General features: G+C 65.7%; 33 protein-coding genes. 30 read left to right on the plus strand and 3 right to left on the minus strand.

Features of this window, described 5'->3' with window-relative positions; translation table 11 throughout:
* Positions 1 to 2 precede the first annotated feature (2 nt).
* The 20 genes from rplP (at position 3) to rplQ (ending at position 9,336) form a co-directional block, all read left to right on the plus strand.
* Entirely contained in the window at positions 3 to 416 is a 414-nt protein-coding gene (rplP, locus tag TVD_RS02395) for a 50S ribosomal protein L16 (protein ID WP_017941078.1), read from the plus strand.
* Positions 416 to 610, plus strand: coding sequence for a 50S ribosomal protein L29 (gene rpmC, locus TVD_RS02400; RefSeq protein ID WP_018168209.1), 195 nt, complete (start codon positions 416 to 418; stop codon positions 608 to 610). The genes rplP and rpmC overlap by 1 nt, the downstream gene beginning before the upstream one ends.
* Before the next feature lie 4 nt (positions 611 to 614).
* Positions 615 to 881, plus strand: a complete 267-nt coding sequence (gene rpsQ / locus TVD_RS02405) for a 30S ribosomal protein S17 (RefSeq protein ID WP_018146452.1) — start codon at positions 615 to 617, stop codon at positions 879 to 881.
* Positions 882 to 903: 22 nt separating this feature from the next.
* Entirely contained in the window at positions 904 to 1,272 is a 369-nt protein-coding gene (gene rplN, locus TVD_RS02410; protein ID WP_018146451.1) for a 50S ribosomal protein L14, read from the plus strand.
* A 7-nt stretch (positions 1,273 to 1,279) separates the two neighbouring features.
* The gene (gene rplX, locus TVD_RS02415) at positions 1,280 to 1,594 is read left to right on the plus strand and encodes a 50S ribosomal protein L24 (RefSeq protein WP_018146450.1); all 315 of its coding nucleotides are present in this window, start codon (positions 1,280 to 1,282) and stop codon (positions 1,592 to 1,594) included.
* An 18-nt stretch (positions 1,595 to 1,612) separates the two neighbouring features.
* Entirely contained in the window at positions 1,613 to 2,152 is a 540-nt protein-coding gene (gene rplE, locus TVD_RS02420; RefSeq protein ID WP_047250719.1) for a 50S ribosomal protein L5, read from the plus strand.
* Positions 2,153 to 2,167: 15 nt separating this feature from the next.
* Complete coding sequence (rpsN, locus tag TVD_RS02425; protein ID WP_019563614.1) at positions 2,168 to 2,473, plus strand: 30S ribosomal protein S14; 306 nt, start codon at positions 2,168 to 2,170, stop codon at positions 2,471 to 2,473.
* Positions 2,474 to 2,487: 14 nt separating this feature from the next.
* Positions 2,488 to 2,880: a 30S ribosomal protein S8 gene (gene rpsH, locus TVD_RS02430; protein ID WP_018146447.1), complete on the plus strand. Its 393-nt coding sequence runs from the start codon at positions 2,488 to 2,490 to the stop codon at positions 2,878 to 2,880.
* Between the two features lie 10 nt (positions 2,881 to 2,890).
* Complete coding sequence (gene rplF, locus TVD_RS02435; protein ID WP_018146446.1) at positions 2,891 to 3,421, plus strand: 50S ribosomal protein L6; 531 nt, start codon at positions 2,891 to 2,893, stop codon at positions 3,419 to 3,421.
* 10 nt (positions 3,422 to 3,431) lie between these two features.
* Complete coding sequence (gene rplR, locus TVD_RS02440; protein WP_018168206.1) at positions 3,432 to 3,785, plus strand: 50S ribosomal protein L18; 354 nt, start codon at positions 3,432 to 3,434, stop codon at positions 3,783 to 3,785.
* 26 nt (positions 3,786 to 3,811) lie between these two features.
* Positions 3,812 to 4,318: a 30S ribosomal protein S5 gene (gene rpsE, locus TVD_RS02445; RefSeq protein WP_018146444.1), complete on the plus strand. Its 507-nt coding sequence runs from the start codon at positions 3,812 to 3,814 to the stop codon at positions 4,316 to 4,318.
* Positions 4,319 to 4,321: 3 nt separating this feature from the next.
* Positions 4,322 to 4,501 carry a 50S ribosomal protein L30 gene (gene rpmD, locus TVD_RS02450; RefSeq protein ID WP_018168205.1) on the plus strand — a complete coding sequence of 60 codons (180 nt, stop codon included), beginning with the start codon at positions 4,322 to 4,324 and terminating at the stop codon, positions 4,499 to 4,501.
* A 2-nt stretch (positions 4,502 to 4,503) separates the two neighbouring features.
* Positions 4,504 to 4,935 carry a 50S ribosomal protein L15 gene (gene rplO / locus TVD_RS02455; RefSeq protein WP_018146442.1) on the plus strand — a complete coding sequence of 144 codons (432 nt, stop codon included), beginning with the start codon at positions 4,504 to 4,506 and terminating at the stop codon, positions 4,933 to 4,935.
* A gap of 3 nt (positions 4,936 to 4,938) precedes the next feature.
* On the plus strand, positions 4,939 to 6,285 hold the full coding sequence (secY, locus tag TVD_RS02460) for a preprotein translocase subunit SecY (protein WP_018146441.1): 1,347 nt from the start codon (positions 4,939 to 4,941) through the stop codon (positions 6,283 to 6,285).
* A 15-nt stretch (positions 6,286 to 6,300) separates the two neighbouring features.
* Positions 6,301 to 6,414 (plus strand): 50S ribosomal protein L36, encoded by a 114-nt coding sequence (gene rpmJ, locus TVD_RS13905; protein WP_077277041.1) that lies wholly within the window; start codon positions 6,301 to 6,303, stop codon positions 6,412 to 6,414.
* A 66-nt stretch (positions 6,415 to 6,480) separates the two neighbouring features.
* Positions 6,481 to 6,837, plus strand: coding sequence for a 30S ribosomal protein S13 (rpsM, locus tag TVD_RS02465; RefSeq protein ID WP_018139891.1), 357 nt, complete (start codon positions 6,481 to 6,483; stop codon positions 6,835 to 6,837).
* A gap of 21 nt (positions 6,838 to 6,858) precedes the next feature.
* Positions 6,859 to 7,248, plus strand: coding sequence for a 30S ribosomal protein S11 (gene rpsK, locus TVD_RS02470; protein WP_017941093.1), 390 nt, complete (start codon positions 6,859 to 6,861; stop codon positions 7,246 to 7,248).
* Between the two features lie 15 nt (positions 7,249 to 7,263).
* On the plus strand, positions 7,264 to 7,884 hold the full coding sequence (rpsD, locus tag TVD_RS02475) for a 30S ribosomal protein S4 (RefSeq protein ID WP_018146440.1): 621 nt from the start codon (positions 7,264 to 7,266) through the stop codon (positions 7,882 to 7,884).
* 30 nt (positions 7,885 to 7,914) lie between these two features.
* Positions 7,915 to 8,904 (plus strand): DNA-directed RNA polymerase subunit alpha, encoded by a 990-nt coding sequence (locus TVD_RS02480; protein ID WP_018168204.1) that lies wholly within the window; start codon positions 7,915 to 7,917, stop codon positions 8,902 to 8,904.
* A gap of 42 nt (positions 8,905 to 8,946) precedes the next feature.
* On the plus strand, positions 8,947 to 9,336 hold the full coding sequence (gene rplQ, locus TVD_RS02485; RefSeq protein WP_018146438.1) for a 50S ribosomal protein L17: 390 nt from the start codon (positions 8,947 to 8,949) through the stop codon (positions 9,334 to 9,336).
* 172 nt (positions 9,337 to 9,508) lie between these two features.
* On the opposite strand, the gene uvrA is transcribed toward rplQ, so the two are convergent.
* Positions 9,509 to 12,361, minus strand: a complete 2,853-nt coding sequence (uvrA, locus tag TVD_RS02490; protein WP_018176984.1) for an excinuclease ABC subunit UvrA — start codon at positions 12,359 to 12,361, stop codon at positions 9,509 to 9,511.
* A 192-nt stretch (positions 12,362 to 12,553) separates the two neighbouring features.
* On the opposite strand from uvrA, the gene TVD_RS02495 reads away from it, so the two are divergent.
* The 7 genes from TVD_RS02495 to lnt all read left to right on the plus strand — a co-directional run bounded on the left by TVD_RS02495 (position 12,554) and on the right by lnt (position 19,888).
* On the plus strand, positions 12,554 to 13,924 hold the full coding sequence (locus TVD_RS02495) for an MFS transporter (RefSeq protein ID WP_047250720.1): 1,371 nt from the start codon (positions 12,554 to 12,556) through the stop codon (positions 13,922 to 13,924).
* A gap of 128 nt (positions 13,925 to 14,052) precedes the next feature.
* Positions 14,053 to 14,538 carry a single-stranded DNA-binding protein gene (ssb, locus tag TVD_RS02500; RefSeq protein WP_018146435.1) on the plus strand — a complete coding sequence of 162 codons (486 nt, stop codon included), beginning with the start codon at positions 14,053 to 14,055 and terminating at the stop codon, positions 14,536 to 14,538.
* 45 nt (positions 14,539 to 14,583) lie between these two features.
* On the plus strand, positions 14,584 to 15,936 hold the full coding sequence (miaB, locus tag TVD_RS02505; protein WP_047250721.1) for a tRNA (N6-isopentenyl adenosine(37)-C2)-methylthiotransferase MiaB: 1,353 nt from the start codon (positions 14,584 to 14,586) through the stop codon (positions 15,934 to 15,936).
* A gap of 12 nt (positions 15,937 to 15,948) precedes the next feature.
* On the plus strand, positions 15,949 to 16,962 hold the full coding sequence (locus TVD_RS02510) for a PhoH family protein (protein ID WP_047250722.1): 1,014 nt from the start codon (positions 15,949 to 15,951) through the stop codon (positions 16,960 to 16,962).
* A complete protein-coding gene (gene ybeY, locus TVD_RS02515) occupies positions 16,952 to 17,467 on the plus strand; it encodes an rRNA maturation RNase YbeY (RefSeq protein WP_018952077.1) in 516 nt (171 codons plus the stop codon). The genes TVD_RS02510 and ybeY overlap by 11 nt, the downstream gene beginning before the upstream one ends.
* The gene (locus TVD_RS02520; RefSeq protein ID WP_018176983.1) at positions 17,460 to 18,392 is read left to right on the plus strand and encodes an HlyC/CorC family transporter; all 933 of its coding nucleotides are present in this window, start codon (positions 17,460 to 17,462) and stop codon (positions 18,390 to 18,392) included. Before ybeY ends, TVD_RS02520 begins: the two co-directional genes overlap by 8 nt.
* A 5-nt stretch (positions 18,393 to 18,397) precedes the next feature.
* Positions 18,398 to 19,888, plus strand: coding sequence for an apolipoprotein N-acyltransferase (lnt, locus tag TVD_RS02525; RefSeq protein WP_047250723.1), 1,491 nt, complete (start codon positions 18,398 to 18,400; stop codon positions 19,886 to 19,888).
* 4 nt (positions 19,889 to 19,892) lie between these two features.
* Here lnt and TVD_RS02530 read toward each other — a convergent pair whose 3' ends face one another.
* Entirely contained in the window at positions 19,893 to 20,438 is a 546-nt protein-coding gene (locus TVD_RS02530) for a zinc ribbon-containing protein (protein ID WP_019568434.1), read from the minus strand.
* A gap of 173 nt (positions 20,439 to 20,611) precedes the next feature.
* On the minus strand, positions 20,612 to 21,466 hold the full coding sequence (locus TVD_RS02535; protein WP_019568433.1) for a DUF2189 domain-containing protein: 855 nt from the start codon (positions 21,464 to 21,466) through the stop codon (positions 20,612 to 20,614).
* Between the two features lie 221 nt (positions 21,467 to 21,687).
* Between TVD_RS02535 and leuS the strand changes: the two genes are divergently transcribed.
* From leuS to holA, 3 genes are read left to right on the plus strand one after another with little or no spacing between them, the layout of a single operon-like run.
* Positions 21,688 to 24,279, plus strand: a complete 2,592-nt coding sequence (leuS, locus tag TVD_RS02540) for a leucine--tRNA ligase (protein WP_047250724.1) — start codon at positions 21,688 to 21,690, stop codon at positions 24,277 to 24,279.
* Positions 24,276 to 24,815, plus strand: a complete 540-nt coding sequence (locus tag TVD_RS02545; RefSeq protein ID WP_047250725.1) for an LPS-assembly lipoprotein LptE — start codon at positions 24,276 to 24,278, stop codon at positions 24,813 to 24,815. Before leuS ends, TVD_RS02545 begins: the two co-directional genes overlap by 4 nt.
* Positions 24,815 to 25,852 (plus strand): DNA polymerase III subunit delta, encoded by a 1,038-nt coding sequence (gene holA, locus TVD_RS02550; RefSeq protein ID WP_047250726.1) that lies wholly within the window; start codon positions 24,815 to 24,817, stop codon positions 25,850 to 25,852. Before TVD_RS02545 ends, holA begins: the two co-directional genes overlap by 1 nt.
* Positions 25,853 to 25,855: the final 3 nt, after the last annotated feature.

A 25,855-nucleotide genomic window follows, 5' to 3' on the forward strand; every position in this document is an offset into this window, starting at 1 on the left:
CCATGTTGCAGCCAAAAAGAACCAAATTCCGCAAGCAGTTCAAGGGCCGGAACCGGGGCATGGCCTCCACCGGCGCCAAGGTCAGCTTCGGCGAGTACGGCCTTCAGGCCGTGGAACGCGGTCGCATTACCGCGCGCCAGATCGAGGCGGCGCGGCGTGCGATGGTGCGTCACATCAAGCGTGGCGGGAAGATCTGGATCCGGGTGTTCCCGGACGTCCCGGTCACCAAGAAGCCGCTTGAAGTGCGCATGGGCAAGGGCAAGGGCGGTGTCGAGTACTGGGTCTGCAAGATCCAGCCCGGCCGCGTGCTCTACGAGATGGAAGGTGTGCATGAAGACGTTGCGCGTGAGGCAATGCGTCTGGCCGCCGCCAAGCTCCCGGTCAAGACGGTGTTTACCCGTCGGCAGGTGATGTGATGAAAGCAGAAGAGCTCAGAAAGAAGTCGGACGGCGATCTGGACCAGGAGCTGGAAGCGCTCTACAAGGAACAGTTCGGCCTTCGCATGCAGAAGTCGGTCGGGCAGCTTGCGCGCCCGGATCGTGTCGGCAAGGTGCGGCGCGAGATCGCGCAGATCAAGACGCTGATGAATGAACGTAGAAGGGCAGGTTAAGACAATGACCGAAGAAGGTTCCAGGACTCAGCGTTCCGTCGTCGGGCGCGTGATTAGCGACAAGACGGACAAGACCCGCACGGTTCTTGTCGAGCGTCGCGTCCGTCATCCGCTGTACGGGAAGTTCATTCGTCGCAGCACGAAACTGCACGTCCATGACGAAGAAAATGTATCGCGCATGGGCGATCGGGTTCGTATCCGTGAATGCCGGCCGATTTCCAAGCAGAAGCATCATGCCCTGATCGAAGTGGTCGGGCAGGACGCTCTCTGAATCGGCTGCCAGGAGATAAGTCATGATTCAAATGCAGACCGTGCTCGAGGCCGCCGATAACAGCGGTGCCCGACGCATCCAGTGCATCAAGGTGCTGGGCGGGTCGCACCGCCGGTACGCCCGGGTGGGCGACGTCATCAAGGTGAGCGTCAAGGATGCGATCCCGCGTGGCAAGGTGAAGAAGGGCGACGTCTATGACGCCGTCGTGGTGCGCACGGCCGCGGGCGTGCGCCGTGCGGATGGATCGCTGATCCGCTTCGACCGCAACGCCGCGGTCCTGCTGAACAACCAGCACCAGCCGATCGGCACCCGTATCTTCGGGCCGGTGACGCGTGAACTGCGAGGGGAGAAGTACATGAAGATTATCTCCCTCGCCCCGGAAGTGCTGTGAGGACGTGATGAACAAGATTCGCAAAGGCGACGATGTCGTCGTGATTTCTGGCAAGGACAAGGGTCGCCGGGGCACCATTATCAAGGTCCTCGATGGCAAGGTTCTGGTTCAGAACATCAACATGGTGAAGAAGCATCAGAAGCCGAACCCGCAACAGGGCGTCGGCGGTGGGATCATCGAGAAGGAAATGCCGATCGATGTGTCCAACGTGATGGTCTTCAACCCTGCAACCGACAAGGGTGATCGCGTGTCGTTCAAGACCCTGGAAGACGGCCGTAAGGTGCGGGTCTTCCGCTCGAACGGCGAAGTCGTGGACGCATAACGCGGGACGGACGGTTTTATGGAACGCTTGAGAGAAGAATACGAATCCACGGTGAAGCAGGCCCTGCGCGAGCAGTTCAGCTATGCCAACGTGATGGAAATCCCGCGTGTCACCAAGGTGACCCTGAATATGGGTCTGGGTGATGCCGTCGCGGACAAGAAGGTGATCGAGCACGCGGTCAGCGACATGACGGCCATTGCCGGGCAGAAGCCGGTCGTGACCAAGGCGCGCAAGTCGATCGCCGGGTTCAAGATCCGCGATGACTATCCGATCGGCTGCAAGGTCACCTTGCGCCGGCGGGAGATGTACGAGTTCCTGGATCGCCTGATCAGCGTAGCGCTACCGCGCGTGCGGGACTTCCGCGGGTTTTCCGCGAAAGCCTTCGATGGCCGTGGCAACTACAGCATGGGCATCAAGGAACAGATCATCTTCCCGGAGATCGATTACGACCGTGTCGACAAATTGCGCGGCATGGACATCACGATTACCACCAGTGCAAGAACGGACGCGGAAGCCAAGGCCCTTTTGGAGGCCTTCCGATTCCCGTTCCGGCAGTAACCGAGGTAGGCGCACATGGCAAAGACATCGATGCTCGAACGCGAGAAAAAGCGCGAGCGACTGGTCAACAAGTACGCGGCCAAGCGGGCCGAACTGAAGGCGATCCTGGTCGACGAGACCAAGTCGTCCGAAGAACGCCTGGCGGCCATGCATGCGCTGCAAAAGCTGCCGCGTGATTCCGCGCGCGTTCGGCAGACGAACCGGTGCGGCGTCACTGGTCGGCCGAAAGGTTATTACCGCCGGTTTGGCCTGGGGCGCAACAAGCTGCGCGAACACGCCATGAAGGGCGAGATTCCGGGCCTGCGCAAGGCGAGCTGGTAAGGAGATTTGAACCGATGATGACCGATCCGATTTCCGACATGCTCACCCGTGTTCGCAACGCCCAGCGTGCGAACAAGGAGCAGGTCGCCATTCCTTTCAGCAAGGCCAAGGAGCGTATCCTTAAGGTCTTCGCCGATGAGGGTTTCGTAGGCGACATCCAGGTCGAGGGTGAAGTTGCCCAGAAGAAACTGGTGGTGAAGCTGAAGTACTTCGAGGGACGGCCGGTCATCGAGACCGTCGAGCGCATCTCGCGTCCGGGCCTGCGGATTTATCGCGGCAAGGACGAGCTGCCGCGGATTAACGCCGGTCTCGGGGTTGCCGTGGTCTCCACGCCACAGGGTGTCATGAGTGACCGCGCTGCCCGGGCCGCAGGCCAGGGCGGCGAAGTCCTCTGCAAGATTTACTGAGGAATCAGCCATGTCGCGCATTGCAAATCTGCCGATCAAGCTGCCGAACGGCGTCTCCGTCGAGCAGTCGGACAGCGAGATCAAGATCAAGGGTCCGAAGGGCGAGTTACAGCTCACCTGCCCCGAAGCCGTGATCGTTACCGTCGAGGACGGGGTGGTTCGAGTGAAGGCCACGGAGAACGCGAAGAATGTCGCGTTGGCGGGTACTATTCGGGCACTCTTGGGCAATCATGTCCACGGGGTGAGCGAAGGGTTCGTCCGGGCGCTGGAGTTGGTCGGCGTCGGCTATCGCGCCCAAATGCAGGGCGCGAAGCTGAACCTGACGCTCGGGTACTCGCATCCGATCGACTTCGACATTCCGGAAGGCGTGACGGTGGAGACACCGACCCCGACCGAGGTCGTGGTCAAGGGAACGGATCGCCAGAAGGTGGGCCAGGTGGCAGCGAATATTCGCGCCTTCCGCCCGCCGGAGCCCTACAAGGGCAAGGGCGTGAAGTACAAAGACGAGCGCATCGTGCGCAAAGAAGCCAAGAAGAAGTAGGTAGGCACCAGTGGACAAGAAAGAGGCCAGACTTAAGAGGGCGCGGCGCGCACGGTTCAAGATCCGTGAGCTGGGGGTGCATCGTCTCTGTATCCACCGGACGCCGCGCCACATGTACGCGCAGATCATTGCCCCCTCGGGCGACGCGGTGCTTGCCGCGGCGTCGACCGTGGAGAAGGATCTGAAGAATGCCGGGGGTTCCACCGGCAACGCCGAGGCCGCCGCCCGCGTGGGCCAGGCCATCGCGGAGCGTGCGCGCAAAGCAGGGATCGAACAGGTCGCGTTTGACCGCGCGGGTTTTCGTTATCACGGTCGGGTGAAGGCACTTGCCGACGCCGCCCGTGAAAGCGGCCTGCAGTTCTAGTCAAACGCGATCGAGCGGAGAGAGAAATGGCACGTAACGATGTAAGCGAAGCGCAGGACGGCCTCCAGGAAAAGCTGATTGGCGTCAACCGCGTTGCGAAGGTGGTCAAGGGCGGCCGGCAGTTCCGGTTTGCCGCACTGACCGTCGTCGGTGATGGCGAGGGACGAGTCGGATACGGATACGCGAAGGCGCGCGAGGTGCCTGCGGCGATTCAGAAGGCAATGCAGCAGGCGCGCATGGAAATGCGCAATGTGTCGCTGAACGAAGGCACGCTGCACTATGCGGTGAACGGGCATCATGGCGCGGCCAATGTCTACATGCAGCCGGCCTCTGAGGGTACCGGGATCATCGCTGGCGGCGCGATGCGCGCAGTGCTCGAAGTGGCGGGCGTGCGTAACGTGCTGGCCAAGTGCGTCGGTTCGCGCAATCCCATCAACGTCGTGCAGGCGACCATCGACGGGCTCACCATGGTGAACTCGCCGGAACGGGTTGCGGCCAAGCGCGGCAAGTCCGTCGACGAAGTGAAGAGCTAAGCCATGAGCAAGCTGAAACTGACACTGGTACGCAGCACCGCCGGCCGTATCGCCACGCACAAGGCGTGCGTGCGTGGACTCGGGCTGCGCAAGACCCACAGCAGCGCGATCATCGAGGCCACGCCCGAGAACATGGGCATGGTCAAGAAGGTCTCGTACCTGCTGAAGGTAGAGGAAGTCTAATCATGCGACTGAATAACATTTCCAGCCCCGACGGTGCCCGCAAGCCGGCCAAGCGCGTCGGTCGGGGGATTGGCTCCGGTCTGGGCAAGACCGGCGGCCGCGGCCACAAGGGCCAGAAGTCTCGCTCGGGTGGTTACACGAAGGTCGGGTTCGAAGGCGGCCAGATGCCGCTGCAGCGTCGCCTGCCCAAGGTGGGCTTCCGCTCGCGCAAGCAACAGTATTCGGCCGAAGTGCGTCTCAGCGAACTGGCCAAGGTCGACGGCGACGTGACCCTGGACACCCTGAAGGCTGCGGGCGTCGTGCGCAGCGATGCGCAGAGCGCCAAGATCTTCGCCTCCGGTGAAGTCTCGAAGGCCTGTGCCGTGAAGGGCGTGGGCGTCACCAAGGGCGCGCGGGCGGCGATCGAAGCCGCTGGCGGGAGCGTTGAGGCCTAAATAATGGCACGTGGAGCGACAGCACGTTCCGGTGGCGGGCTCACCGGTTTTACCGAGTTACGCCAACGCCTGCTGTTCGTTCTGGGTGCCCTGGTGGTGTACCGGATCGGTACATTCATTCCGGTGCCCGGTATCAACCCGGTGGCCGTCTCGCAGTTCTTCGAACAGCAAAGCGGGACCATCCTGGACATGTTCAACATGTTTTCCGGGGGGGCGCTGGAGCGCCTGTCGATCTTCGCCCTGGGGGTGATGCCGTACATCTCGGCCGCCATCATCATGCAGCTTCTGGCCGCGACCGTTCCGGCGCTCCAGCAGTTGAAGAAAGAGGGCGAACAGGGACGTCGCAAGATTACGCAGTACACGCGCTACGGGACCGTGGCGCTCGCGCTGTTCCAGAGTATCGGGATCGGGATTGCCTTGAATGGTCAGACCATCCAGGGGATGCCGATGGCCCTGAACCCGGGCCCGATCTTTATCTTCACCGTGGTGGTCTCGCTGGTGACGGGGACGCTGTTCCTGATGTGGCTGGGTGAGCAGATTACGGAACGCGGCATTGGCAACGGGATCTCGATCATCATCTTCGCCGGTATCGTCGCAGGGCTTCCGGGCGCGATTGGCGGAACCCTGGAGTTGGCCCGCACCGGTGAACTGGCCGCGGCATTCGTGGTGATTCTGATCGTCCTGGCCCTGGCGGTGACCGCCTTCGTGGTGTTCGTCGAGCGCGGACAACGCCGGGTGACGATCAATTACGCCAAGCGCCAGGTGGGAAGGAAGATGGTCGGTGGCCAGTCCTCGCACCTGCCGCTGAAGCTGAACATGGCCGGGGTGATCCCGCCGATCTTCGCATCGAGTATCATTCTGTTCCCGTCGACGTTGGGGCAATGGTTCGGCCAGGCTGAAGGGATGGACTGGCTGCGCGAGATCTCGACGACGCTGGCGCCGGGACAGCCGCTGTACGTGATGTTCTATGCGGCCGCGATTATTTTCTTCTGCTTCTTCTATACCGCGCTGGTGTTCAACTCACGCGATACGGCGGAAAATCTGAAGAAGCAGGGCGCCTTCATTCCGGGGATCCGGCCAGGTGTCCAAACCGAAAGATTCATTGACGGGGTCATGACTCGACTGACGGCGGTGGGGGCGGTGTACATCACCGCAGTGTGCCTGCTGCCGGAGTTTCTGATCCTGTATTGGAACGTGCCCTTCTACTTTGGCGGGACCTCGCTTCTGATCATCGTGATCGTGGTGATGGATTTCATGGCGCAGTTGCAGTCGCATCTGGTGTCCCACCAGTACGAAGGCTTGATGAAGAAAGCGAATCTGAAGGGTTTCGGCGGGACCGGGATCCGCTAGACCAGGAGAAAGACCATGAAGGTACGTGCATCTGTAAAGCCGATGTGCCGGAATTGCAAAGTCATTCGGCGTAATGGCGTGGTCCGGGTGATCTGTTCCGACGCCCGCCACAAGCAGCGTCAGGGCTGAAGCTTGGCGTAACGCATAATCATTGCTACTATAGCCGGCTTTGCCGGATTTTGATGGAGAAGTTGGATGGCTCGCGTCGCTGGAATCAATATTCCTGACCAGAAGCACACGGTAATCGCGCTGACCGCGATCTATGGCATTGGCCCGACTCGGGCCGGCCTGATCTGCGATGGGGCGGGTGTGCGTCGGGACATCAAGGTGCGGGATCTGACGGATGCCGAAGTGGATGCTCTGCGCGCCCAGATCGACAAGATCCCCGTGGAAGGGGATCTGCGCCGGGAAGTCAGCATGAACATCAAGCGATTGATGGATCTGGGCTGCTACCGTGGCGTGCGCCACCGTCGCGGCCTGCCGCTGCGCGGTCAGCAGACGCAGACGAATGCACGCACCCGAAAGGGCCCGCGTCGCCCGATTCGCAAGTAATCAGACTGGGATCTCAGGTACATGGCACAAGCGCAAACACGGACCAAGAAAAAGGTCCGCAAAAACATCGCCGAGGGCGTGGCTCATGTGTACGCCACGTTCAACAACACGATCATCACGATCACCGACCGGCAGGGGAACACGATCAGCTGGGCCACCTCCGGTGGTTCGGGCTTCCGTGGTTCCCGCAAGTCGACGCCGTTCGCCGCGCAGATCGCGGCCGAGCGCGCCGGGACGACTGCGGCCGAACACGGCGTGAAGAATCTCGACGTGATGGTGCGGGGCCCGGGTCCGGGTCGCGAGTCGGCGGTACGTGCGCTGAACAATGCCGGGTTCAAGATCACGAATATCAGTGATGTAACCCCGATCCCTCACAACGGCTGCCGGCCGCCCAAGAAACGCCGCGTTTAAGGCTGGAGTTGAAGAATGGCTCGTTACATTGGACCGAAATGCAAGTTGAGTCGCCGTGAAGGCGTGGACCTGGGCCTGAAGAGTGGGGTCCGTGCGCTGGAAACAAAGTGCAAGCTCGACAAGCCGCCGGGTCAGCACGGTGAACGCCGTACTCGCCTGTCGGACTACGCCGTGCAGCTGCGCGAGAAGCAGAAGCTTCGCCGCATCTACGGCGTGCTGGAAAAGCAGTTCCGCAACTATTACAAGAAGGCCGCTCAGCGCAAGGGCTCGACGGGTGAGAACCTGCTGAAGCTGCTGGAAGGTCGTCTGGATAACGTGGTGTACCGCATGGGCTTCGGCTCCACCCGCTCCGAAGCGCGCCAGCTGGTTGCGCATCGAGCGATCCAGGTGAACGGCCAGGTGGTCAACATCGCGGCCTACCAGGTGCAGCCGTCCGACGTGGTTACGGTCCGGGAGAAGGCGCGCAAGCAGGTGCGCATCCAGGACTCGATGACGCTGGCCGAGCAGACCGGGTTCCCGAGCTGGATCGAAGTGGACACCAGCAAGTTCGAGGGTACGTTCAAGGCGATCCCGGATCGTTCCGATCTGCCTGCGGACATCAACGAGTCGCTCGTCGTCGAGCTGTACTCGAAGTAATCGTTTTTCGGCCTGGCGCCAGGAGTCACAATGCAGTCGAACGAACTGGTCAAGAAACAGCAGATCGAGGTCGAGGCCGAGAATCGGAATCAGGCCAAGGTCGCCCTCGAGCCGCTGGAACGCGGCTTCGGCCACACCCTGGGCAATGCCCTGCGACGTGTGTTGCTGTCGTCCATCCCGGGTGCCGCCATTGTCGAGGCCCGGATTGAAGGCGTGCTGCACGAGTACACCACCATCGAAGGGGTACAGGAAGATGTCGTCGACATCCTGCTGAACCTGAAGGGTGTTGCGCTGCGTATGCACAGCCGCGACGAGTCCACGCTGACCCTGAGGAAGAAGGGTCCGAGCGTGGTGACGGCCGGCGACATTCAGGTCGACCATGACGTCGAGGTGGTGAACCCGGAACACGTGATCGCGACGATCACCAAGAACGTGGATCTGGACATCACTCTGACGGCGCGCGCGGGTCGCGGGTACGAACCCGTCAGCACGCGTCGGCAAGCCGAGGGTGGGGATGACACGGGTATTGGTCGACTGTTGCTGGACGCCAGCTTCAGCCCGATTCGCCGCGTGTCCTATCGCGTCGAAAGCGCGCGTCTGGCCCAGCGGACCGATATGGATCGCCTGGTGCTCGAGCTCGAAACCAATGGTGCGATCGCCCCGGATGACGCCGTGCGTCAAGCCGCGACGATCCTTCAGGGCCAGCTGGCGCCGTTCGTGGACTTGCAAGAAGAGTCGGCCGAAGTGGCGGGTGCCGTGGGTGGCGCGATCGACCCGGTGCTGCTGCGTCCGGTGGACGAGCTGGAACTGACGGTGCGTTCGGCCAACTGCCTGAAGGCCGAGAACCTGTACTACATTGGGGATCTCGTCCAGCGCACCGAGGTCGAGCTGCTGCGTGCGCCGAACCTCGGTAAGAAATCGCTGACTGAAATCAAGGACACGCTGGCGACCCACGGGCTGTCGCTCGGCATGCGTCTCGAGAACTGGCCGCCGCCGGGTCTGCGCGACGACAACGAGTAATCACGGCGCCCCGCGCCCATCGTTTTTTAGAGGAAGCCTCTCATGCGTCATCGTCATTCCGGCCGTCAGCTGGGCCGCAACAGCTCGCACCGCAAGGCCACGTTTCAGGCCATGTCCGTGGCCCTGTTCCGGCACGAACTGATCAAGACCACGCTGCCCAAGGCGAAAGAGCTGCGTCGCGTCGCCGAACCGCTGATCACGCTGGCCAAGGAAGACAGCGTTCACGGTCGTCGGCTGGCGTTTGCCCGTCTTCGTGACAAGGAGATTGTGGGCAAGCTGTTCGCCGAACTGGGTCCGCGCTACCAGGCGCGGCCCGGTGGCTACCTGCGGATCCTGAAGTGCGGCAACCGCGCGGGTGATAATGCCCCGATGGCCTACGTTGAACTCGTGGATCGTCCGGAACTGGATGCCGGAGAAGGCGAAGCCGCCTGAGGGTCCGTCGCCAGAGGAAATCGCGCTCGCAGGTTGGGCGCTCGGAAAGCCGGCCTTGCGCCGGCTTTCTTGCGTCTGGGTAACCGCGAATTTAGAAAGAGAGAGGGAAGCGCGGTCTGTGGGGACGGTGCGCAGGCGCGCAGCCCGTGGAGATGGAAAAGGCCGCGGGTCGTTAACCGTTGGCGGCGTGGGAAGAGCTTGCGGCGGGGAGCAGCGGTGCAAGGAACTGCCCGGTGTGGCTGTGGGCGGTGGCGGCCACCGCTTCGGGGGCGCCTGCCACGAGGAGTTCACCGCCGCCGCTGCCGCCTTCCGGGCCGATGTCGATCAGCCAGTCGGCGGTCTTGATGACGTCGAGGTTGTGCTCGATCACGACGATGGTATTGCCATGGTCGCGGAGGCGGTGGAGCACGCGCAGGAGCTGGGCGATATCCTCGAAATGCAGGCCGGTGGTCGGCTCGTCGAGGATGTAGAGCGTACGACCGGTATCGCGCTTGGAGAGCTCGCGGGCGAGCTTGATGCGCTGGGCCTCGCCACCGGAAAGGGTGGTGGCATTCTGCCCCAGCTGGATGTAGGACAGGCCCACCTCCATCAGCATCTCGAGCTTGCGGTGGATCACCGGTACCGGCTGGAAGAAGTCGAGGGCCTCTTCGACGGTCATCTCCAGGACTTCGTGGATATTCTTGCCCTTGTAGCGCACGTCCAGGGTCTCGCGGTTATAGCGATGGCCCTTGCAGACGTCGCAGGGGACGAAGACGTCGGGCAGGAAGTGCATTTCCACCTTGATCACGCCATCGCCCTGGCAGGCCTCGCAGCGCCCGCCACGGACGTTGAACGAGAAGCGCCCGGGCTTGTAGCCGCGCGAGCGCGCCTCGCCGGTTGCGGCAAACAGTTCGCGTATGGGCGTAAACAGGCCGGTATAGGTGGCCGGGTTGGAGCGCGGGGTACGCCCGATCGGGCTCTGGTCGATGTCGACCACTTTGTCGATCAACTCCATGCCGTCGATGCGGTCGTGATCCTCGATGTGGTGGCGCCCGCCATGGAGGGCGGTGGCGACGGCCGGGTACAGGGTGTTGTTGACCAGGGTGGACTTGCCGGAGCCCGAGACCCCGGTCACGCAGGTGAACAGCCCGGTGGGGAAGGCGAAATCACCGCCCTTCAGGTTGTTGCCACGCGCGCCGATTACGCGGATCTCGCGCTCCGCGTCGGGCGGCGTCCGCTGGTCCGGCACCGGGATGCAGCGGGTGCCGCGCAGGTATGCGCCGGTGAGGGAATCCGGATGATTCGCGACCGCCTCCGGGGTGCCCGACGCCACAATGTGGCCGCCGTGGCGACCCGCGCCGGGGCCGATGTCCACGACATAATCGGCTTGTCGGATGGCATCCTCGTCATGCTCCACCACGATGACCGTGTTGCCGAGGTCGCGCAGGTGGCTCAGGGTCTTCAGCAGGCGTGCGTTGTCGCGCTGGTGCAGGCCGATTGATGGCTCGTCGAGGATGTACATCACCCCGACCAGGGCCGAGCCGATCTGCGAGGCGAGGCGGATACGCTGGGCCTCGCCGCCGGAAAGCGTGTCGGCGGAGCGGTCCAGGGTCAGGTAGTCCAGGCCGACATCGTTGAGGAACCCCAGGCGCGCGGAGATCTCGCGCACGATCTTCTCGGCGATCTGGGCGAAGCGTCCCGGCAGGCGGAGGTCGTCGAAAAAGGCCTGCGCGTTGGCCACGCTCATGTGCGTGACCTCGGGCAGGGTCATGTCGCTGACAAAGACGTTGCGTGCGGCCGAGTTGAGGCGCGTGCCGTGGCAGTCGGGGCAGGGCTGTTCCGCCTGGTAGCGGCCCAGTTCCTCGCGCACTGCCGCGGAGTCGGTCTCGCGGTAGCGCCGCTCCAGGTTCGGGATCACACCCTCGAACACGCGTTCGTCGGTGCGTAGTTGGCCGTTGGCGGCCGGGGTCGACAGCTTGACCTTCTCCGTGCCCGAACCATGCAGGACCACCGCGCGGACCTCGGCCGGCAATTCCTGCCAAGGGGCCTCCACGTCGAAGTCGTAATGCCGGGCGAGACTGGTCAGCAGGCTGAAGTACCAGGCGTTGCGCCGATCCCAGCCCCGTACGGCCCCGCCACCAAGGCTTAGCTCGGGCTGCGACACGACCCGTTCGGGGTCGAAGAACTGGTGCACACCGAGGCCGTCGCAGGTGGGGCAGGCGCCTGCCGGGTTGTTGAACGAGAACAGCCGGGGCTCCAGCTCGCGCAGGGCATAGCCGCAAATCGGACAGGCGTAGCGCGCCGAGAAGATCATCGGCTCGCGTTCCGGCTCGTCCATCCACGCGATCAGCGCCAGGCCATCGGCCAGTTCGGTGGCGGTTTCGAAGGACTCGGCCAGGCGCTGGCGCAGGTCCTCGCGCACGCGGAAGCGGTCTATCACGATCTCGATGTTGTGCTTGCGCTTGGGGTCCAGCGCCGGCAGGGCGTCGAGGTCGTGGATCTCGCCATTGATACGCGCGCGCAGGTAGCCCTGGGAGCGCATCGCCTCGAGCATCTTGTGGTGTTCGCCCTTGCGGCCGCGGACCACCGGCGACAACAGCATGACCTTGTCGCCCTCCGGCAGATCGAGTACCTGGTCGACCATCTGCGAGATGGTCTGGGCGGCCAGGGTCTCGCCGTGTTCCGGGCAGCGCGGCTCGCCGGCGCGCGCGAACAGCAGGCGCAGGTAGTCGTAGATCTCGGTGATGGTCCCGACGGTGGAGCGCGGGTTGTGCGAGGTACTCTTCTGCTCGATGGAGATCGCCGGCGACAGACCCTCGATCTGGTCGACGTCGGGCTTTTCCATCATCGACAGGAACTGCCGGGCGTAGGTCGACAGGCTCTCCACGTAGCGGCGCTGGCCCTCGGCGAACAGGGTGTCGAAGGCCAGCGAGGATTTGCCCGAACCGGAAACGCCGGTAATCACGATCAGCCGTTCGCGCGGCAGGTCGAGGTCCACGTTCTTCAGGTTATGGGTGCGGGCGCCGCGAATGCTGATGCTGTCCATGGGGCTGGATCGACTCCACTGGGTTACGTCGCGCGGCGCGCTAGCGAAAACACGGATCAGTGTTTCCATTGGGGCGCCGCAAACCATCCATGGTAACACCCGGGCCGCGCTCGCCATGGTTTCCCCGCCGCGCTTGCCGGTAAACTCCCCGGACATGAAGAGTTCTTCTTGCCTGCGTCGGTCCCGGACGCCATGAATCCCCGCGAGCTGCGCGCCACCACTGGGCTGGCGGCGATTTATGGCGTGCGCATGGCCGGCCTGTTCATGGTCCTGCCGGTGTTCATGCTGCATGCCGACCGTATCCCCGGCGCAACCCCGCTGCTGATGGGCCTGGCGCTCGGGATCTACGGACTCACCCAGGCCGTGCTGCAGATCCCGTTCGGTCTCTTGTCGGACCGGGTCGGCCGCAAGCCGCTGATCCTCGCCGGGCTGTTGCTGTTCGTTGCTGGCAGTGTGCTCGCCGCGGTCGCCGAGACCATCCACGGCATCATCCTCGGGCGTGCCCTGCAGGGGGCGGGTGCGGTGGCAGCGGTGATCCTGGCCCTGACAGCGGACCTGGTCGGCGAGGAACGGCGTATGCGGGCCCTCGCCGTGATCGGGCTGACCATCGGCCTGACCTTCACCGCAGCGATGGCTCTGGGCCCGGTGGTGGACCAGGCGGCGGGATTGTCCGGGATCTTCGGCCTGTCGGCGCTGCTCGGACTGGTCGCGATTGTGATCCTGTTCCTTTGGGTGCCAACCCCGGCACGGGCGCGGGCACACCCGGACATGGTGCCGGTCTGGTCGGCACTGCCCCGCGTGCTGCGCGCCCCGGACCTGTTGCGCCTGAACCTCGGCATCTTCGTGCTGCACCTGGTCCTGGCCGCGAACTTTCTGGTTATCCCGGTGCAGCTGGTGGAGACGCTCGGGCTAGCGGGTGCCAGCCACTGGAAGTTCTATGTGCCGGTGCTGCTGGCGGGGTTCGCGCTGATGCTCCCGGGGATCATCTTCGGCGAGCGCCGCCGGCGCGTGCACAGCGTGCTGCGCGGGGCGATCGCCCTGCTGGCCGGGGTGCAGATCCTGCTGGCCCTGCTGGTGCTCGACGGCGGCGGTCTGTGGACGCTGGCGGCGCTGATGGTCCTGTTCTTTGCCGCCTTCAACCTGCTTGAGGCGGGACTGCCGTCGCTGGTTGCGCGCGTGGCGCCGGTCGCCCACAAGGGCACGGCGATGGGCGGCTTTGCCACCGCGCAGTTCCTTGGGATTTTCGCCGGCGGCGTGCTGGGAGGTGTCCTGCTGACACTGGTCGGGCCGGTCGGGGTGTTCCTCGCCGGGGTGCCGTTGCTGCTGGCCTGGTGGTGGATCGCCCGCGGGATGCATCCGCGCTACCGGTCGAACCGGGTGGTCGCGGTACCCGATCACTGGTCCGGTCGTGACGCGGAACTGCTGCGGGCGCTTGCCGCATGGCCCGGCGTGCACGAGGCGGACCTGTCGCCGGATGCCGGTTCCTTGTACCTGAAGGTGGAGCCAGGAGGCCCGGACACCCCCGAGCTGACGGCCTGGTTGGCGCGCAAGCCAGGCGCGTAGAACGCGCGCAATGCCTCCCCGACTGGCCGCGCGAATCTGTCCACATCCCGGACCGGTGCACTGTCGCGGCCGGGGTGGGCTGCTACACTATCGAATCTGTTTCTCCATGCTGGACACAAGGAGGCCCCATGGCCCGCGGCGTCAACAAAGTCATCCTGCTCGGCAACCTCGGGGCTGACCCGGAAAAGCGCGAGACCCCGAACGGGGTTACCGTCACCAATCTGCGTCTGGCGACGTCGGAGCAGTGGACCGACAAGAACTCCGGCGAGAAGCGCGAAAACACCGAATGGCACCGGGTGGTGATGTTCGGGCGCCTGGCGGATATCGCCGCGCAGTACCTGTCCAAGGGCTCGCAGGTCTATGTCGAAGGCAAGATCCAGACCCGCAAATGGCAGGACCAATCCGGTAATGATCGTTACAGCACCGAGGTCGTGGCCAACGAGATGCAGCTGATCGGCGGTCGCGGTGGCAGTGGCGGCGGTGGTGGCGGTTTCGACCAGGACCCGGGTTATGGCGGCGGCAATGCCTACGGCGGCGGTGGCCAGCAAGGCGGCAACCGCAGCAACGCGCCGGCCTCCGGCGGCGGCTTCGATGACGACGACGTCCCGTTTTAGAAAACACATAAGCCACTGTTCACCCACTAGCGAAGTACCGAGAGCATGATCCGCAAGGTCTACATCCAGACGCACGGCTGTCAGATGAACGAGTACGACTCCGATCGCATGCTCGACGCACTGCGTGAGCTGCACGGGGCGGAGCGTACCGATGATCCGGAGCAGGCCGACCTGCTGCTGATGAACACCTGCTCCATTCGCGAGAAGGCGCAGGAGAAGGTCTTCTCGCTACTGGGGCGCTGGCGGCAGATCAAGGAACGCCGGCCGGAGGTGATCATCGGTGTGGGCGGTTGTGTTGCCAGTCAGGAGGGCGATGCCCTGCGCGCCCGGGCCCCGTACGTGGATCTGGTGTTCGGCCCGCAGACCCTGCATCGCCTGCCGGCCATGATCCAGTCGGTGCGCCGTGAGCGCGCCCCGGTGGTGGATATCTCCTTCCCCGAGATCGAGAAATTCGACCGCCTGCCGGAGCCGAAGGCCGACGGTCCGAGTGCGTTCGTCTCGGTGATGGAAGGCTGCTCCAAGTACTGCAGCTTCTGCGTGGTGCCCTACACGCGCGGCGACGAGATCAGCCGCCCGTTCGACGACGTGATTGCCGAGGTGGCCGCGCTGGCCGCGCAGGGGGTCAGGGAGATCAACCTGCTGGGGCAGAACGTGAATGCCTACCGCGGGCCGATGGATGACGGCGACACTGCGGACCTGGCCCTGCTGATCCACTATGTCGCGGCGGTCGACGGGATCGAGCGCATCCGCTTCACCACCTCGCACCCGGTGGAGTTTTCCGATTCACTGATCCAGGCCTTTGCCGACGAACCGAAGCTGGTCAGTCACCTGCACCTGCCGGTGCAAAGCGGCTCCGACCGCATCCTGGCGCAGATGAAACGCGGCCACACGATCCTGGAATACAAGTCCAAGATCCGCCGCCTGCGCGAGGCGCGCCCGGACCTGGATCTCTCCTCGGACTTCATCGTCGGCTTCCCCGGCGAGACCGACGCCGACCACGCCGCGACGATGAAGCTGATCGAGGAGCTGCATTTTGATTTCTCCTTCAGCTTTATTTACAGCGCGCGTCCGGGCACCCCGGCCGCATCGCTGCCGGATGACGTGCCGATGGCGACCAAGAAGGCCCGTCTGGCCGAGTTGCAGGCCCTGATCGAGCAGAACGGCCGTGCGCGAAACGAGTCCATGGTGGGCAACGTCGAGCCGGTGCTGGTGGAAGGTCCGGCCAAGCGCAACCCCGGCGAACTGGCCGCGCGCACGGCGAACAACCGCATCGTCAACTTCGCCGGGGACCCCGGCCTGATCGGGCAGTTGATCCCGGTCGAGATTACCGAGGCCCTGGCACATTCCCTGCGCGGGCGCACGGTGGAGCGGGCGATGCCCGCCGCCGTCGGCGCCTAGGGAAACCGACGCATGGCCAATCGTCTGGATTTCACCCTGGAGCCTGGTGACCAGGAGACGCTCGCGCGGATCTCCGGGCCGCTGGATGCCCACCTGCGCCTGATCGAGTCGCGCCTGGGCGTGGCCGTGCACAATCGCGGGCCGCGCTTCAATCTCACCGGGCCGGGCGGTGCCGTGAAGGCGGCCGGGGCCTTGATCCACGACCTGCACCGGATGGCGCAGGAAGAACCGGTCAGCCTGGAGCAGGTGCATACCGCGCTGCAGACCGCCCATGTTGAGGGGCTGGCGGAGCCCGAGGGCACGGGCGACGATCCCACGTTGCGCCTCAAACGCGTGGTGATCCGTGGTCGCGGCCCGCGTCAGGCGAAATACCTGTCCGCGATCGCGCGGCACGATCTCAGTTTTGGCATCGGCCCGGCCGGGACCGGCAAGACCTACCTTGCGGTGGCCGCCGCGGTCGCCGCTCTGGAGCAGGACCGCGTGCAGCGCCTGGTGCTCGTGCGTCCGGCGGTGGAGGCCGGCGAGCGCCTGGGCTTTTTGCCCGGCGATCTGGCGCAGAAGATCGATCCTTACCTGCGGCCGATGTACGACGCCCTGTACGAACTGATGGGCTTCGATCAGACCGCACGCTTGATGGAACGCCAGGTGATCGAAGTCGCGCCGCTGGCCTACATGCGCGGGCGCACCCTGAACGAGGCCTTCATCATCCTCGACGAGGCGCAGAACACCACCCTCGAGCAGATGAAGATGTTCCTGACCCGCATCGGCTTCGGCTCGACTGCGGTGGTCAACGGCGACATCACCCAGGTGGACCTGCCGCGGGGGCAGGGGTCGGGCCTCAAACACGCGATGCAGATCCTGCAGGGCGTGGAGGGGGTGCATATCACCCGTTTCCAGGCCGGTGACGTGGTGCGCCACCCGCTGGTGCAGCGCATCGTCGAGGCCTACGAGGCCCACGACCATGCGTCTGGCAAGCCGGCTGGGGAGTCGGAGCTTGGTTCCGGGCGGAGTGCCGATGGCGCTTGAAATCGCGGTGCAATACGCTGTTCCGCGTGCCGGTCTGCCCGGCCCCACCACCTTGCACCGGGCGGCCCGCGCCGCCTGGCGCGGGGCGGGCGCGGCCACAGTCACTCTGCGCCTGGTGGAGGCCGAGGAGGGCCAGTCGCTGAATCACACCTTCCGGGGACGCGACTACGCGACCAATGTGCTGTCATTCCCGGCGCCGGCGCTGCCGCCGGGCTTGCCCCCCGAGGCGAGCGCCTATCTCGGTGATATCGTCCTGTGCGTGCCGGTGCTGGCGCGCGAGGCGGCGGAACAGGGCAAGACGCTGGCGGCCCATTACCACCACATGGTGGTGCACGGGATGTTGCACCTGCAGGGCATGGATCACCAGACGCCGGACGAGGCCGCGCGGATGGAGGCAATTGAGTCCTCGATCCTGGCCGGGTTAGGCTATCCCAATCCCTACGATGCCGACCCTCCGGCCCGCGTCCTGTCGCCGCATCCTGCCGGAACCGCCCCCGATGCCTGAACCCGAACCCGACGAACAACCGATCTGGCGGCGCTGGCTGATCCGCGCCGGCGAGATCCTGCGCCCGCGCCGCGAGCCGGCGACCCGACACGAGCTGATCGAGTGCCTGCGCGGTGCCCACGCCCGCGAGCTGGTCGATCCCGAGGCCCTGACCATGCTGGAGGGGGTGCTCAACGTCGCGGACATGCAGGTGCGCGACATCATGATCCCGCGCGCGCAGATGGAAGTCGTGCGCCGCGACGCCGGGCTTTCCGAGTTCCTCCCGGACGTGGTCGCTTCCGCGCATTCGCGCCTGCCGGTGGTGGGGGATCACCGCGACGAAGTGGTCGGCGTCCTGCTCGCCAAGGACCTGCTGCGCTTCTTTGGCGAGCCGGACGATGCCGCCTTCGATATGCAGGAGATCCTGCGCCCGGCGGTGTTCGTGCCGGAGAGCAAGCGTCTGAACGTGTTGCTGAAGGAATTTCGCCTGAGCCGCAACCACATGGCGATCGTGGTGGACGAGTATGGCGGCGTGGCCGGCCTGGTGACTATCGAGGACGTTCTGGAGCAGATCGTCGGCGAGATCGAGGACGAGCACGATGTCGAGGACTACCTGACCCAGATCATGCAGCACCCCGGCGGGCGTTACACCATCAAGGCGCTGACCCCGATGGAGGAGTTCAACGCCTACTTCCAGACCGCCTACAGCGAGGACGACTTCGACACCATCGGTGGCCTGGTGCTGTCGCATTTCGGGCATGTCCCGCGCCGTGGCGAACAGATCGTCGTGGATGGCATGCAGTTCCGCGTCCTGCGCGCCGACAATCGGCGCCTGCACCTGCTGGAGATGCGCCTGCCGGAGCCGGACATGCAGGCTGCCACCGGTGAAGGCTCGCAGCCGTTCGATGGTCCGGCCCGGGAGCCGGACGACCGCCACATCCCCTGATCGGCATGCAGACCCTTGTCGAACGCCTGCCGCTCTGGGCTTCCGGGCTCGTTGCCCTGCTGGCTGGGGCGGGTGCAACCCTGGCCTTTGCCCCGGTTGGCTGGTTCCTAGCCGCCCCGTTGGCCCTGGCCGTGTGGTTCGCCCTGTTGCCGGGTGCCCGACCGCGCCGCGCCGCGTGGACGGGCTATGCCTTCGGCCTCGGATTCTTCGGGATGGGGGTGAGCTGGATCTTCAATAGCCTGTTGGTGTTCGGGCAGGCGCCACTGGTGGTCGCCTCGCTGATTACCGTGCTATTCGTACTGGCCCTGGCGGGCTATCCGGCGTTGCTGGCCGGATTGGCGGCGCGCTTCCTGCCACTGGGGCGTCCGGCCGGCTTGCTGGCGCTGGCCGGTGGCCTGGTGCTGATGGAGCTGGCGCGTTCCTGGCTGTTCTCCGGCTTCCCCTGGCTGCTGTTCGGCCACACCGTGCTCGACACGCCGCTACAGCCCTGGTTGCCACTGGTCGGCGAGCTGGGGGCGGGGCTGGTGGTAGCCCTGCTGGCCGTGGCGCTGGTCCTGGTGTTTCTGACCCGGCAGCGCTGGCTGGGCGCGGGCCTGGTGGGGGCCCTGGTGATCGCCTCATTGTCGCTGGGGCTCGCGCGCTGGGTGGAGCCGGGCGGCGAGACGATCTCGGTGGCCATGGTCCAGGGCAACATCGATCAGGCGCGCAAGTGGGATGCCGATGGCATCGAGTATTCGCTGGGGGTCTACGAGGAACTGACCCGCGAGGCGGGTGAGGTGGACCTGGTGGTCTGGCCGGAGACCGCGATCCCCGCGTTCTATGTCGAGGTCCAGCAGCCACTCGGGCAGCTCGCCCAGTCGCTGGCGGAGCATGACAGCGAACTGGTGACTGGGGTCTTCGACCATGCGTCGGCCGGACGCCATGTGTACAACTCGGTGGTCAACGTGACCACCGGGGCCGGCTACAACAAGCGCCAGCTGGTCCCCTTCGGCGAGTACATCCCGTTGCGCGGCCAGCTCGACTGGCTGGACCGGTTGCTGGCGATCCCGATGTCCGACCTTTCCCCGGGTACCGGCGACGGGCGCATGCGGGTGGCCGGTCAGACCGCCGGGGTCAGCATCTGCTACGAAGCGGCATATTCGCGCCACATCCGCGCCGCGCTGCCAGAGGCCGGGTTCCTGGTAAACGTCTCCAACGACGCCTGGTTTGGCGACAGCCTCGCCCCGGCCCAGCATCTGCAGATTGCCCGGGTACGGGCGGTGGAGACCGGGCGCCCGATGATCCGGGCAACCAATACCGGCATCTCGGCCCTGATTGATGCCGATGGCCGGATACTCGAGCGTTCGGGGATCTTCACCCGCGAGGTAGTCACGGGCACGCTGCAGCCTCGCCACGGCGTGACGCCGGCAACCGCCACCGGGGCGGGGCCGGCCGTGCTGGCCGCGCTGGTGCTGGTGGTTGCCGGTGCCGCGGTCGGCCGTCGCCGCCGACGCTGACGGGTTATTCGGCCTCGGTCCCGCCGGGGCCGCGACGGAACGTCGTGTTGTGGCAGTTGGAGCACGGCGGGATGCGGCCGACCTTCGTCATGTGCACGGGATGGCCGCATTGCTTGCAGAGCAATTCGCCGGGGCCGGTGATCTCGCCGGTGTGCCACTCGCCCATCACCTGGGCGCGCGCGGTCAGTTCGGTGATCTCGACCCGGGTGCGGTCGGCGATGCGTTCCAGGGCGTTCTTGATGCTGGCCTCGATCAGACCCAGATCGATCTGTAGCCAGCCACGCCAGTCGGAGCTGCGGTTGTCGAGGTAGGCGCCCAGATCCTGCAGGTCGCGGCGCAGGTAATCCATCACCTCGTGAGCCTCTTCGCGGGTCAGGTCACTGGCCTGCTGCACGCGGTCGCGGGCGTTCTCCAGAGCCTCGGTGATCGCCTTGCTGGTCTTGTCCTCCAGCTTTTCGAGATCCTCGGTGACCTCGTTCAGCATGCGGTGGTACGCATCGCTCAGGCGCGATTCGCGCTGCTCATCCTGTTCCTTCCGTTCCTCGCTCATCGGCCTATCCTTCGCGGTTGCAGGTCTCGGTTTTCAGGGGCGGCCTGTGACGCCGTCTCCCCAAGGTTCAACGTTAGCACGAGCGCACGCACCCGGAGCAGGGGCGCTCCGGGTGCGTGAATCGGGCCGTGTTTCCTCGGGAGTATCGGAGCCGCTGCCGGGATTGCGGGGGTTCAGGGCATTGGGACCAGATCCCGGTAGGCGTGCCACATGGCAAAGCCCAGCCAGGGGAAGATCACGATCAGGGCCAGCAGGGCGGTCGCCACCGAAACCATGAACAGCGCGGTGATGATCAGGCCCCACAGGATCAGCGTACCCGGGTTGTGACTGAAGGCCTTCAGGCTGACCCCGATCGATTCGATCAGGCTCTTTTGCGGGGCGTCATCGCGGATCCGGTGATCCAGCAGGGCCGGGATCGTGACCAGGCTGAGGGCGAATACCGCGAGGCCGAACACGATGGCGGCCACCACCACCCCGACCAGCGAGATGATGCCGGCACCGCTGCTGAGCATCGCGCCCACCAGGTGGTGCAACTGTCCCATGACCGCGATTTCGCCGATGTTAAGCACCGCGATCCACATCCAGACAAAGCTGGCCCAGATCACGAACAGGATGGCCAGAAGCGCGGCAAAGGCCCAGATCGAGCCACCCATCGGCCCCAGCCAGCCGAGACCGGAACCGCCCGGTTCGCCGCGCTCTTTCTGCAGCGCGAGGTAGTTCACACCGACGGCGAGTACGGGTCCGAGGAGCAGGATGCCGGCCAGAAGCGAGAAGGCCATCCACGGCTGATTCCAGGACAGGCCCAGCAGGATCAGCGCGGCCAGGGTGATCACCAGGCCGTGCACCAGGGCCACTGGCATCTGCCAGAGGTCTCGCCAGCCCTTGCCGAGCCAGGTGCCCAGGTCCTCCGTCGCGACCTCGCGGATGGCCGGGGAATCCGTCTCCGGCGTGTGTTCGGGGACCGTTTCCCCCAAGTCCTCGGGATAGGCGCGCTGCAGCATGGGGACCACGTCTTTCTCTTCACTCATAACCTGCCTCCTGAGAACGTTCTGCCAACCGCTTTCTTTGAATGTAGGTCTTGTGGCAGTCAGGTAGGGGTGCTGTTCCCGGCGTTGCGTGACGGATATCACATCGAAGACGTGTGGCGAGGGGTGGCCGGGCGGTTTCCCAGCCGCTTGGAGGGGGTGGGGGCGACTGGTATTCTGCGCAGTTCTTTGTTTCACGCGAACACACAGGGCAGGTGGGCCACATGCAGGAGCAGTATTCCCCGGAGATGATCGAGGCGCAGGTGCAGCGCCAGTGGGAGGAGGCCGACTGCTTCCGGGCGCGCGAGGATGCCGCCGGCGAGCCGTTCTACTGCCTGTCCATGTTCCCGTACCCCTCGGGCAAGCTGCACATGGGGCATGTGCGCAACTACACCATCGGCGACGTGATCGCGCGCTTCCAGCGCATGCAGGGGCGCAGCGTGCTGCAGCCGATGGGCTGGGACGCCTTTGGCTTGCCGGCCGAGAACGCGGCGATGCAGAACCACGTGCCGCCGGCGGCCTGGACTCGCCAGAACATCGAGCAGATGCGCACCCAGCTCAAGCGCCTGGGCTTTGCCTACGACTGGTCGCGCGAGTTCGCCACCTGCGACGCCGATTACTACCGCTGGGAACAGTGGCTGTTCGTGCGCCTGCTGAAGAAAGGCCTGGTCTATCGCAAGAAGGCGACCGTGAACTGGGACCCGGTGGACCAGACGGTGCTCGCCAACGAACAGGTGATCGAGGGCCGTGGCTGGCGCTCCGGGGCGGTCGTCGAGCGCCGCGAGATGCCGCAGTGGTTCCTGCGGATTACCGACTACGCCGACGAACTGCTGGAGGCCCTGGATGACCTCGACGGCTGGCCGGACCAGGTGCGCACCATGCAGCGCAACTGGATCGGGCGTTCCGAGGGCGTGGAGCTCGAGTTCGCGGTGGACGGTGGCGAGGCGCTGGCCGTCTACACCACGCGCCCGGATACCCTGTTCGGTGTGTCCTACATGGCGCTGGCGCCGGAGCACCCACGGGTGCAGGCGCTGGCGGAGCAGGACGCCGAGCTGGCCGCGTTCGTCGCGGATTGCGCGCAGGGCGGGGTGGCCGAGGCGGACCTGGCCACGATGGAGAAGAAGGGCCGCGCGCTGGGCTTCACCGCTCGCCACCCGCTGACCGGCGAGGATGTCCCGGTCTGGGTCGCCAACTTCGTGCTGATGGAATACGGCACCGGCGCGGTGATGGCCGTTCCGGCGCACGACGAGCGCGACCACGAGTTCGCGACGAAATATGGTCTGCCGATCCGCCAGGTGATCGCCCCGGCGGACGGCGCCACGGTCGATGTGCAGCAGGCCGCGTTCACCGACGCCGGCGTTCTCGTGAACTCCGGTGATTTCGACGGCCAGGCATCGGAGGCGGCCAAGGCCGCGATTGCCGAACACCTGGAGCAGGCCGGGCTGGGCCGGCGCCGGCGCAACTACCGCCTGCGCGACTGGGGCATCTCGCGCCAGCGCTACTGGGGTTGCCCGATCCCGGTGATCCACTGCGAGGCCTGTGGCGCCGTGCCGGTGCCGGAAGCGGATCTGCCGGTGCGCCTGCCCGAGGACGTGATCCCGGACGGCGCCGGCTCGCCGCTGGCGCGCATGCCCGAATTCTTCGAGACCCCGTGCCCGGAATGCGGGAAGCCGGCGCGGCGCGAGACCGACACCTTCGACACCTTCTTCGAATCCAGCTGGTACTTCGCCCGCTACGCCTGCGCCGACAACGGCACAGCCATGCTGGATGCACGCGCCGACCACTGGCTGCCGGTGGATCAATACGTCGGCGGCATCGAGCACGCCGTGCTGCACCTGTTGTACGCACGCTTCTTCCACAAGCTGCTGCGCGACGAGGGCCTGCTGGCCTCCGACGAGCCGTTCACCCGCTTGCTGACCCAGGGCATGGTGATCGCACCGACCTTCTATCGCGAGCGCAGTGACGGCGGGAAGGACTGGATCAACCCGGCGGACGTCGAACTGGAACGCGCCGAGGACGGTTCGGTGAAGGCCGCGCGCCACCGCGAGGACGGGGCGCCGGTCGTGGTCGGCGGCATGGAGAAGATGTCCAAGTCGAAGAACAACGGTGTGGACCCGCAGGCTCTGATTGAGCGTTTCGGCGCGGATACCGCGCGGCTGTTCACCATGTTCGCCGCACCCCCGGACCTGTCGCTGGAATGGTCCGACTCCGGCGTGGAGGGCGCGCATCGCTTCATCAAGCGCCTGTGGCGCGCGGTCCACGAGCACGTGGGCGGCGAGTCGCCCGGGGCGCTGGACACGGACGCGCTGGACGATGCCGGGCGCGAGCTGCGACGCAAGCTGCACGACACCATCGCCAAGGTCACCGACGACATCGGCCGGCGCCAGACCTTCAACACCGCGGTGGCCGCGAACATGGAACTGCTGAACGACCTTGGCAAGTTCCCGCAGGACGCCGCCGGGGCCGCAGCCGTGCGCCAGGAGGCGCTGGAGGGCATCGTGCGCATGCTGGCCCCGATCATCCCGCACGTGACCGAAACGCTGTGGCGGACCCTGGGTCACGACGAGCTGGTGGCCGCCACGCAATGGCCGCAGGTCGACGAGGCCGCACGCCAGGCCGCGCAGGAGACCCTGGCGGTGCAGGTGAACGGCAAGCGCCGTGCCGAGATCGCGGTCCCGTCCGGGGCCGACAAGGACGCGATCGAGACCGTTGCGCGCAACGACGAGAACGTGCAGCGCCATATCGAGGGGCAGGATGTGATCAAGGTGATCGTCGTTCCCGGCCGTCTGGTCAACTTCGTGGTGAAGCCACAATGAGCGCCCTTTTGCGCGCGGGTCTGGTACTGGTCCTGGTGGCCGCGCTGGCCGCCTGCGGCTTTCAGCTGCGTGGCAGTAGCGAGTGGCCGGAGACACTGAATCCGGTGCAGATCACGGGCATCAATGCGCGCGACTCGCTGTACCGCGAACTGGCCGTGACCTTGGGCTCCTCGGGCGTGGACGTCGTGCGCCAGCGCCCGGAGGGTCAGGGTGCGATCCTGGAGATCCGTTCGGTCAACGATCAGCGCCGCACGCTGTCGGTGACCGAGGCCGCGCGGGTGTCCGAGTACGAACTGGTGCGCACGGTCGACGCGCGCCTGCGCCCGGTGGACGGCGAGGCGGTCGACCTGGGGCCACTGCGCGCCTCGCGCATCTATCTGTTCGATGGCACCGCGGTGCTCAGCCGGGGCGAGCGCGAATCCACCCTGCGCGAGGCGATGGACCGCGACATCGTCAGCCAGCTGCAGCGCCGGATCGCCGCCCTGATCGAGCCGGACGGCAGCCTGCGCGAAGCCGCGGAGGACCCGGCCCCGTAATGGCGCTGGATATCGCCCGCCTGGAGCAGGATCTGGCGCGCGGGCTCGCGCCGATCTACCTGTTGCTGGCCGAGGAGCCGTTGCAGGCGATCGAGGCGGCCGATGCGATCCGCGCTGCCGCCCGCGAGCAGGGCTTCCTGGAGCGCACGGTGCTGGACCTGACCGCGCAATCGGACTGGGGCCCGTTCGAGGCCGCGATCCGCGACCGGTCGCTGTTTGCCGAGCGCACGGTGCTGGACGTGCGCCTGGCGACCGGCAAGCCGGGCAAGACCGGTGGCGACCACCTGAAGGCCTACGCCGGCGACCCGCAGGCTGACCTGGTTCTGCTGCTGCAGTTGCCGCGGCCGGATCGCGACATGCGGCGGGCGGCCTGGTTCAAGGCCCTGGAGAACCGTGCGGTGGTGATCCACGCGCGCCCGGTGCCGCCGGCCCAGCTGGGTAGCTGGATCCGTGCGCGGCTGCAGAAGAACGGTCTGCGCATCACCGACCCGGCGCTGGCGTTGCTGGTCGCGCGGGTGGAGGGCAACCTGCTGGCCGCGCGCCAGGAGATCGAGAAGCTGGCACTGGCCGGCGTGACCGAGATCGACGAGACCGTGCTGGCGGAGGCCACCACGGATTCCGCCCGCTTCGAGCTGTTTGCCCTGGCCCCGACCGCGCTGCGCGGTGATGTCCGCCACACCCTGCGCATGCTGGAGGGACTGCTGGACGAGGGCCAGGCCGAGCCGCTGATCCTGTGGGCGCTGGCGCGCGAGTGCCGGCTGCTGGTGCAGGCGATGGAGCGCAAGGCCGCCGGTGCGCCCGACCGCGAGGCGTTCCAGGGCAGCTTTGGCGACGGCCAGAAGGCCCTGCGCCAGGCAATGTCGCGCCTGGACCTGAGCGCGGCGCGGGGCCTGCTGGGCGAGGCCGCGCGCGTGGATCGGGTCATCAAGGGTCAGGAAAACGGCAATGCCCGGCAGGGGTTGCTAGACTTGGTGGCCCGTATGGCGGGGCGGCCGCTGACCCGACCCGAACCCGCACTGAATTCTCAACGAGTCTGACTG

The sequence above is a fragment of the Thioalkalivibrio versutus genome (genome assembly GCF_001020955.1).
Taxonomy (GTDB): domain Bacteria; phylum Pseudomonadota; class Gammaproteobacteria; order Ectothiorhodospirales; family Ectothiorhodospiraceae; genus Thioalkalivibrio; species Thioalkalivibrio versutus.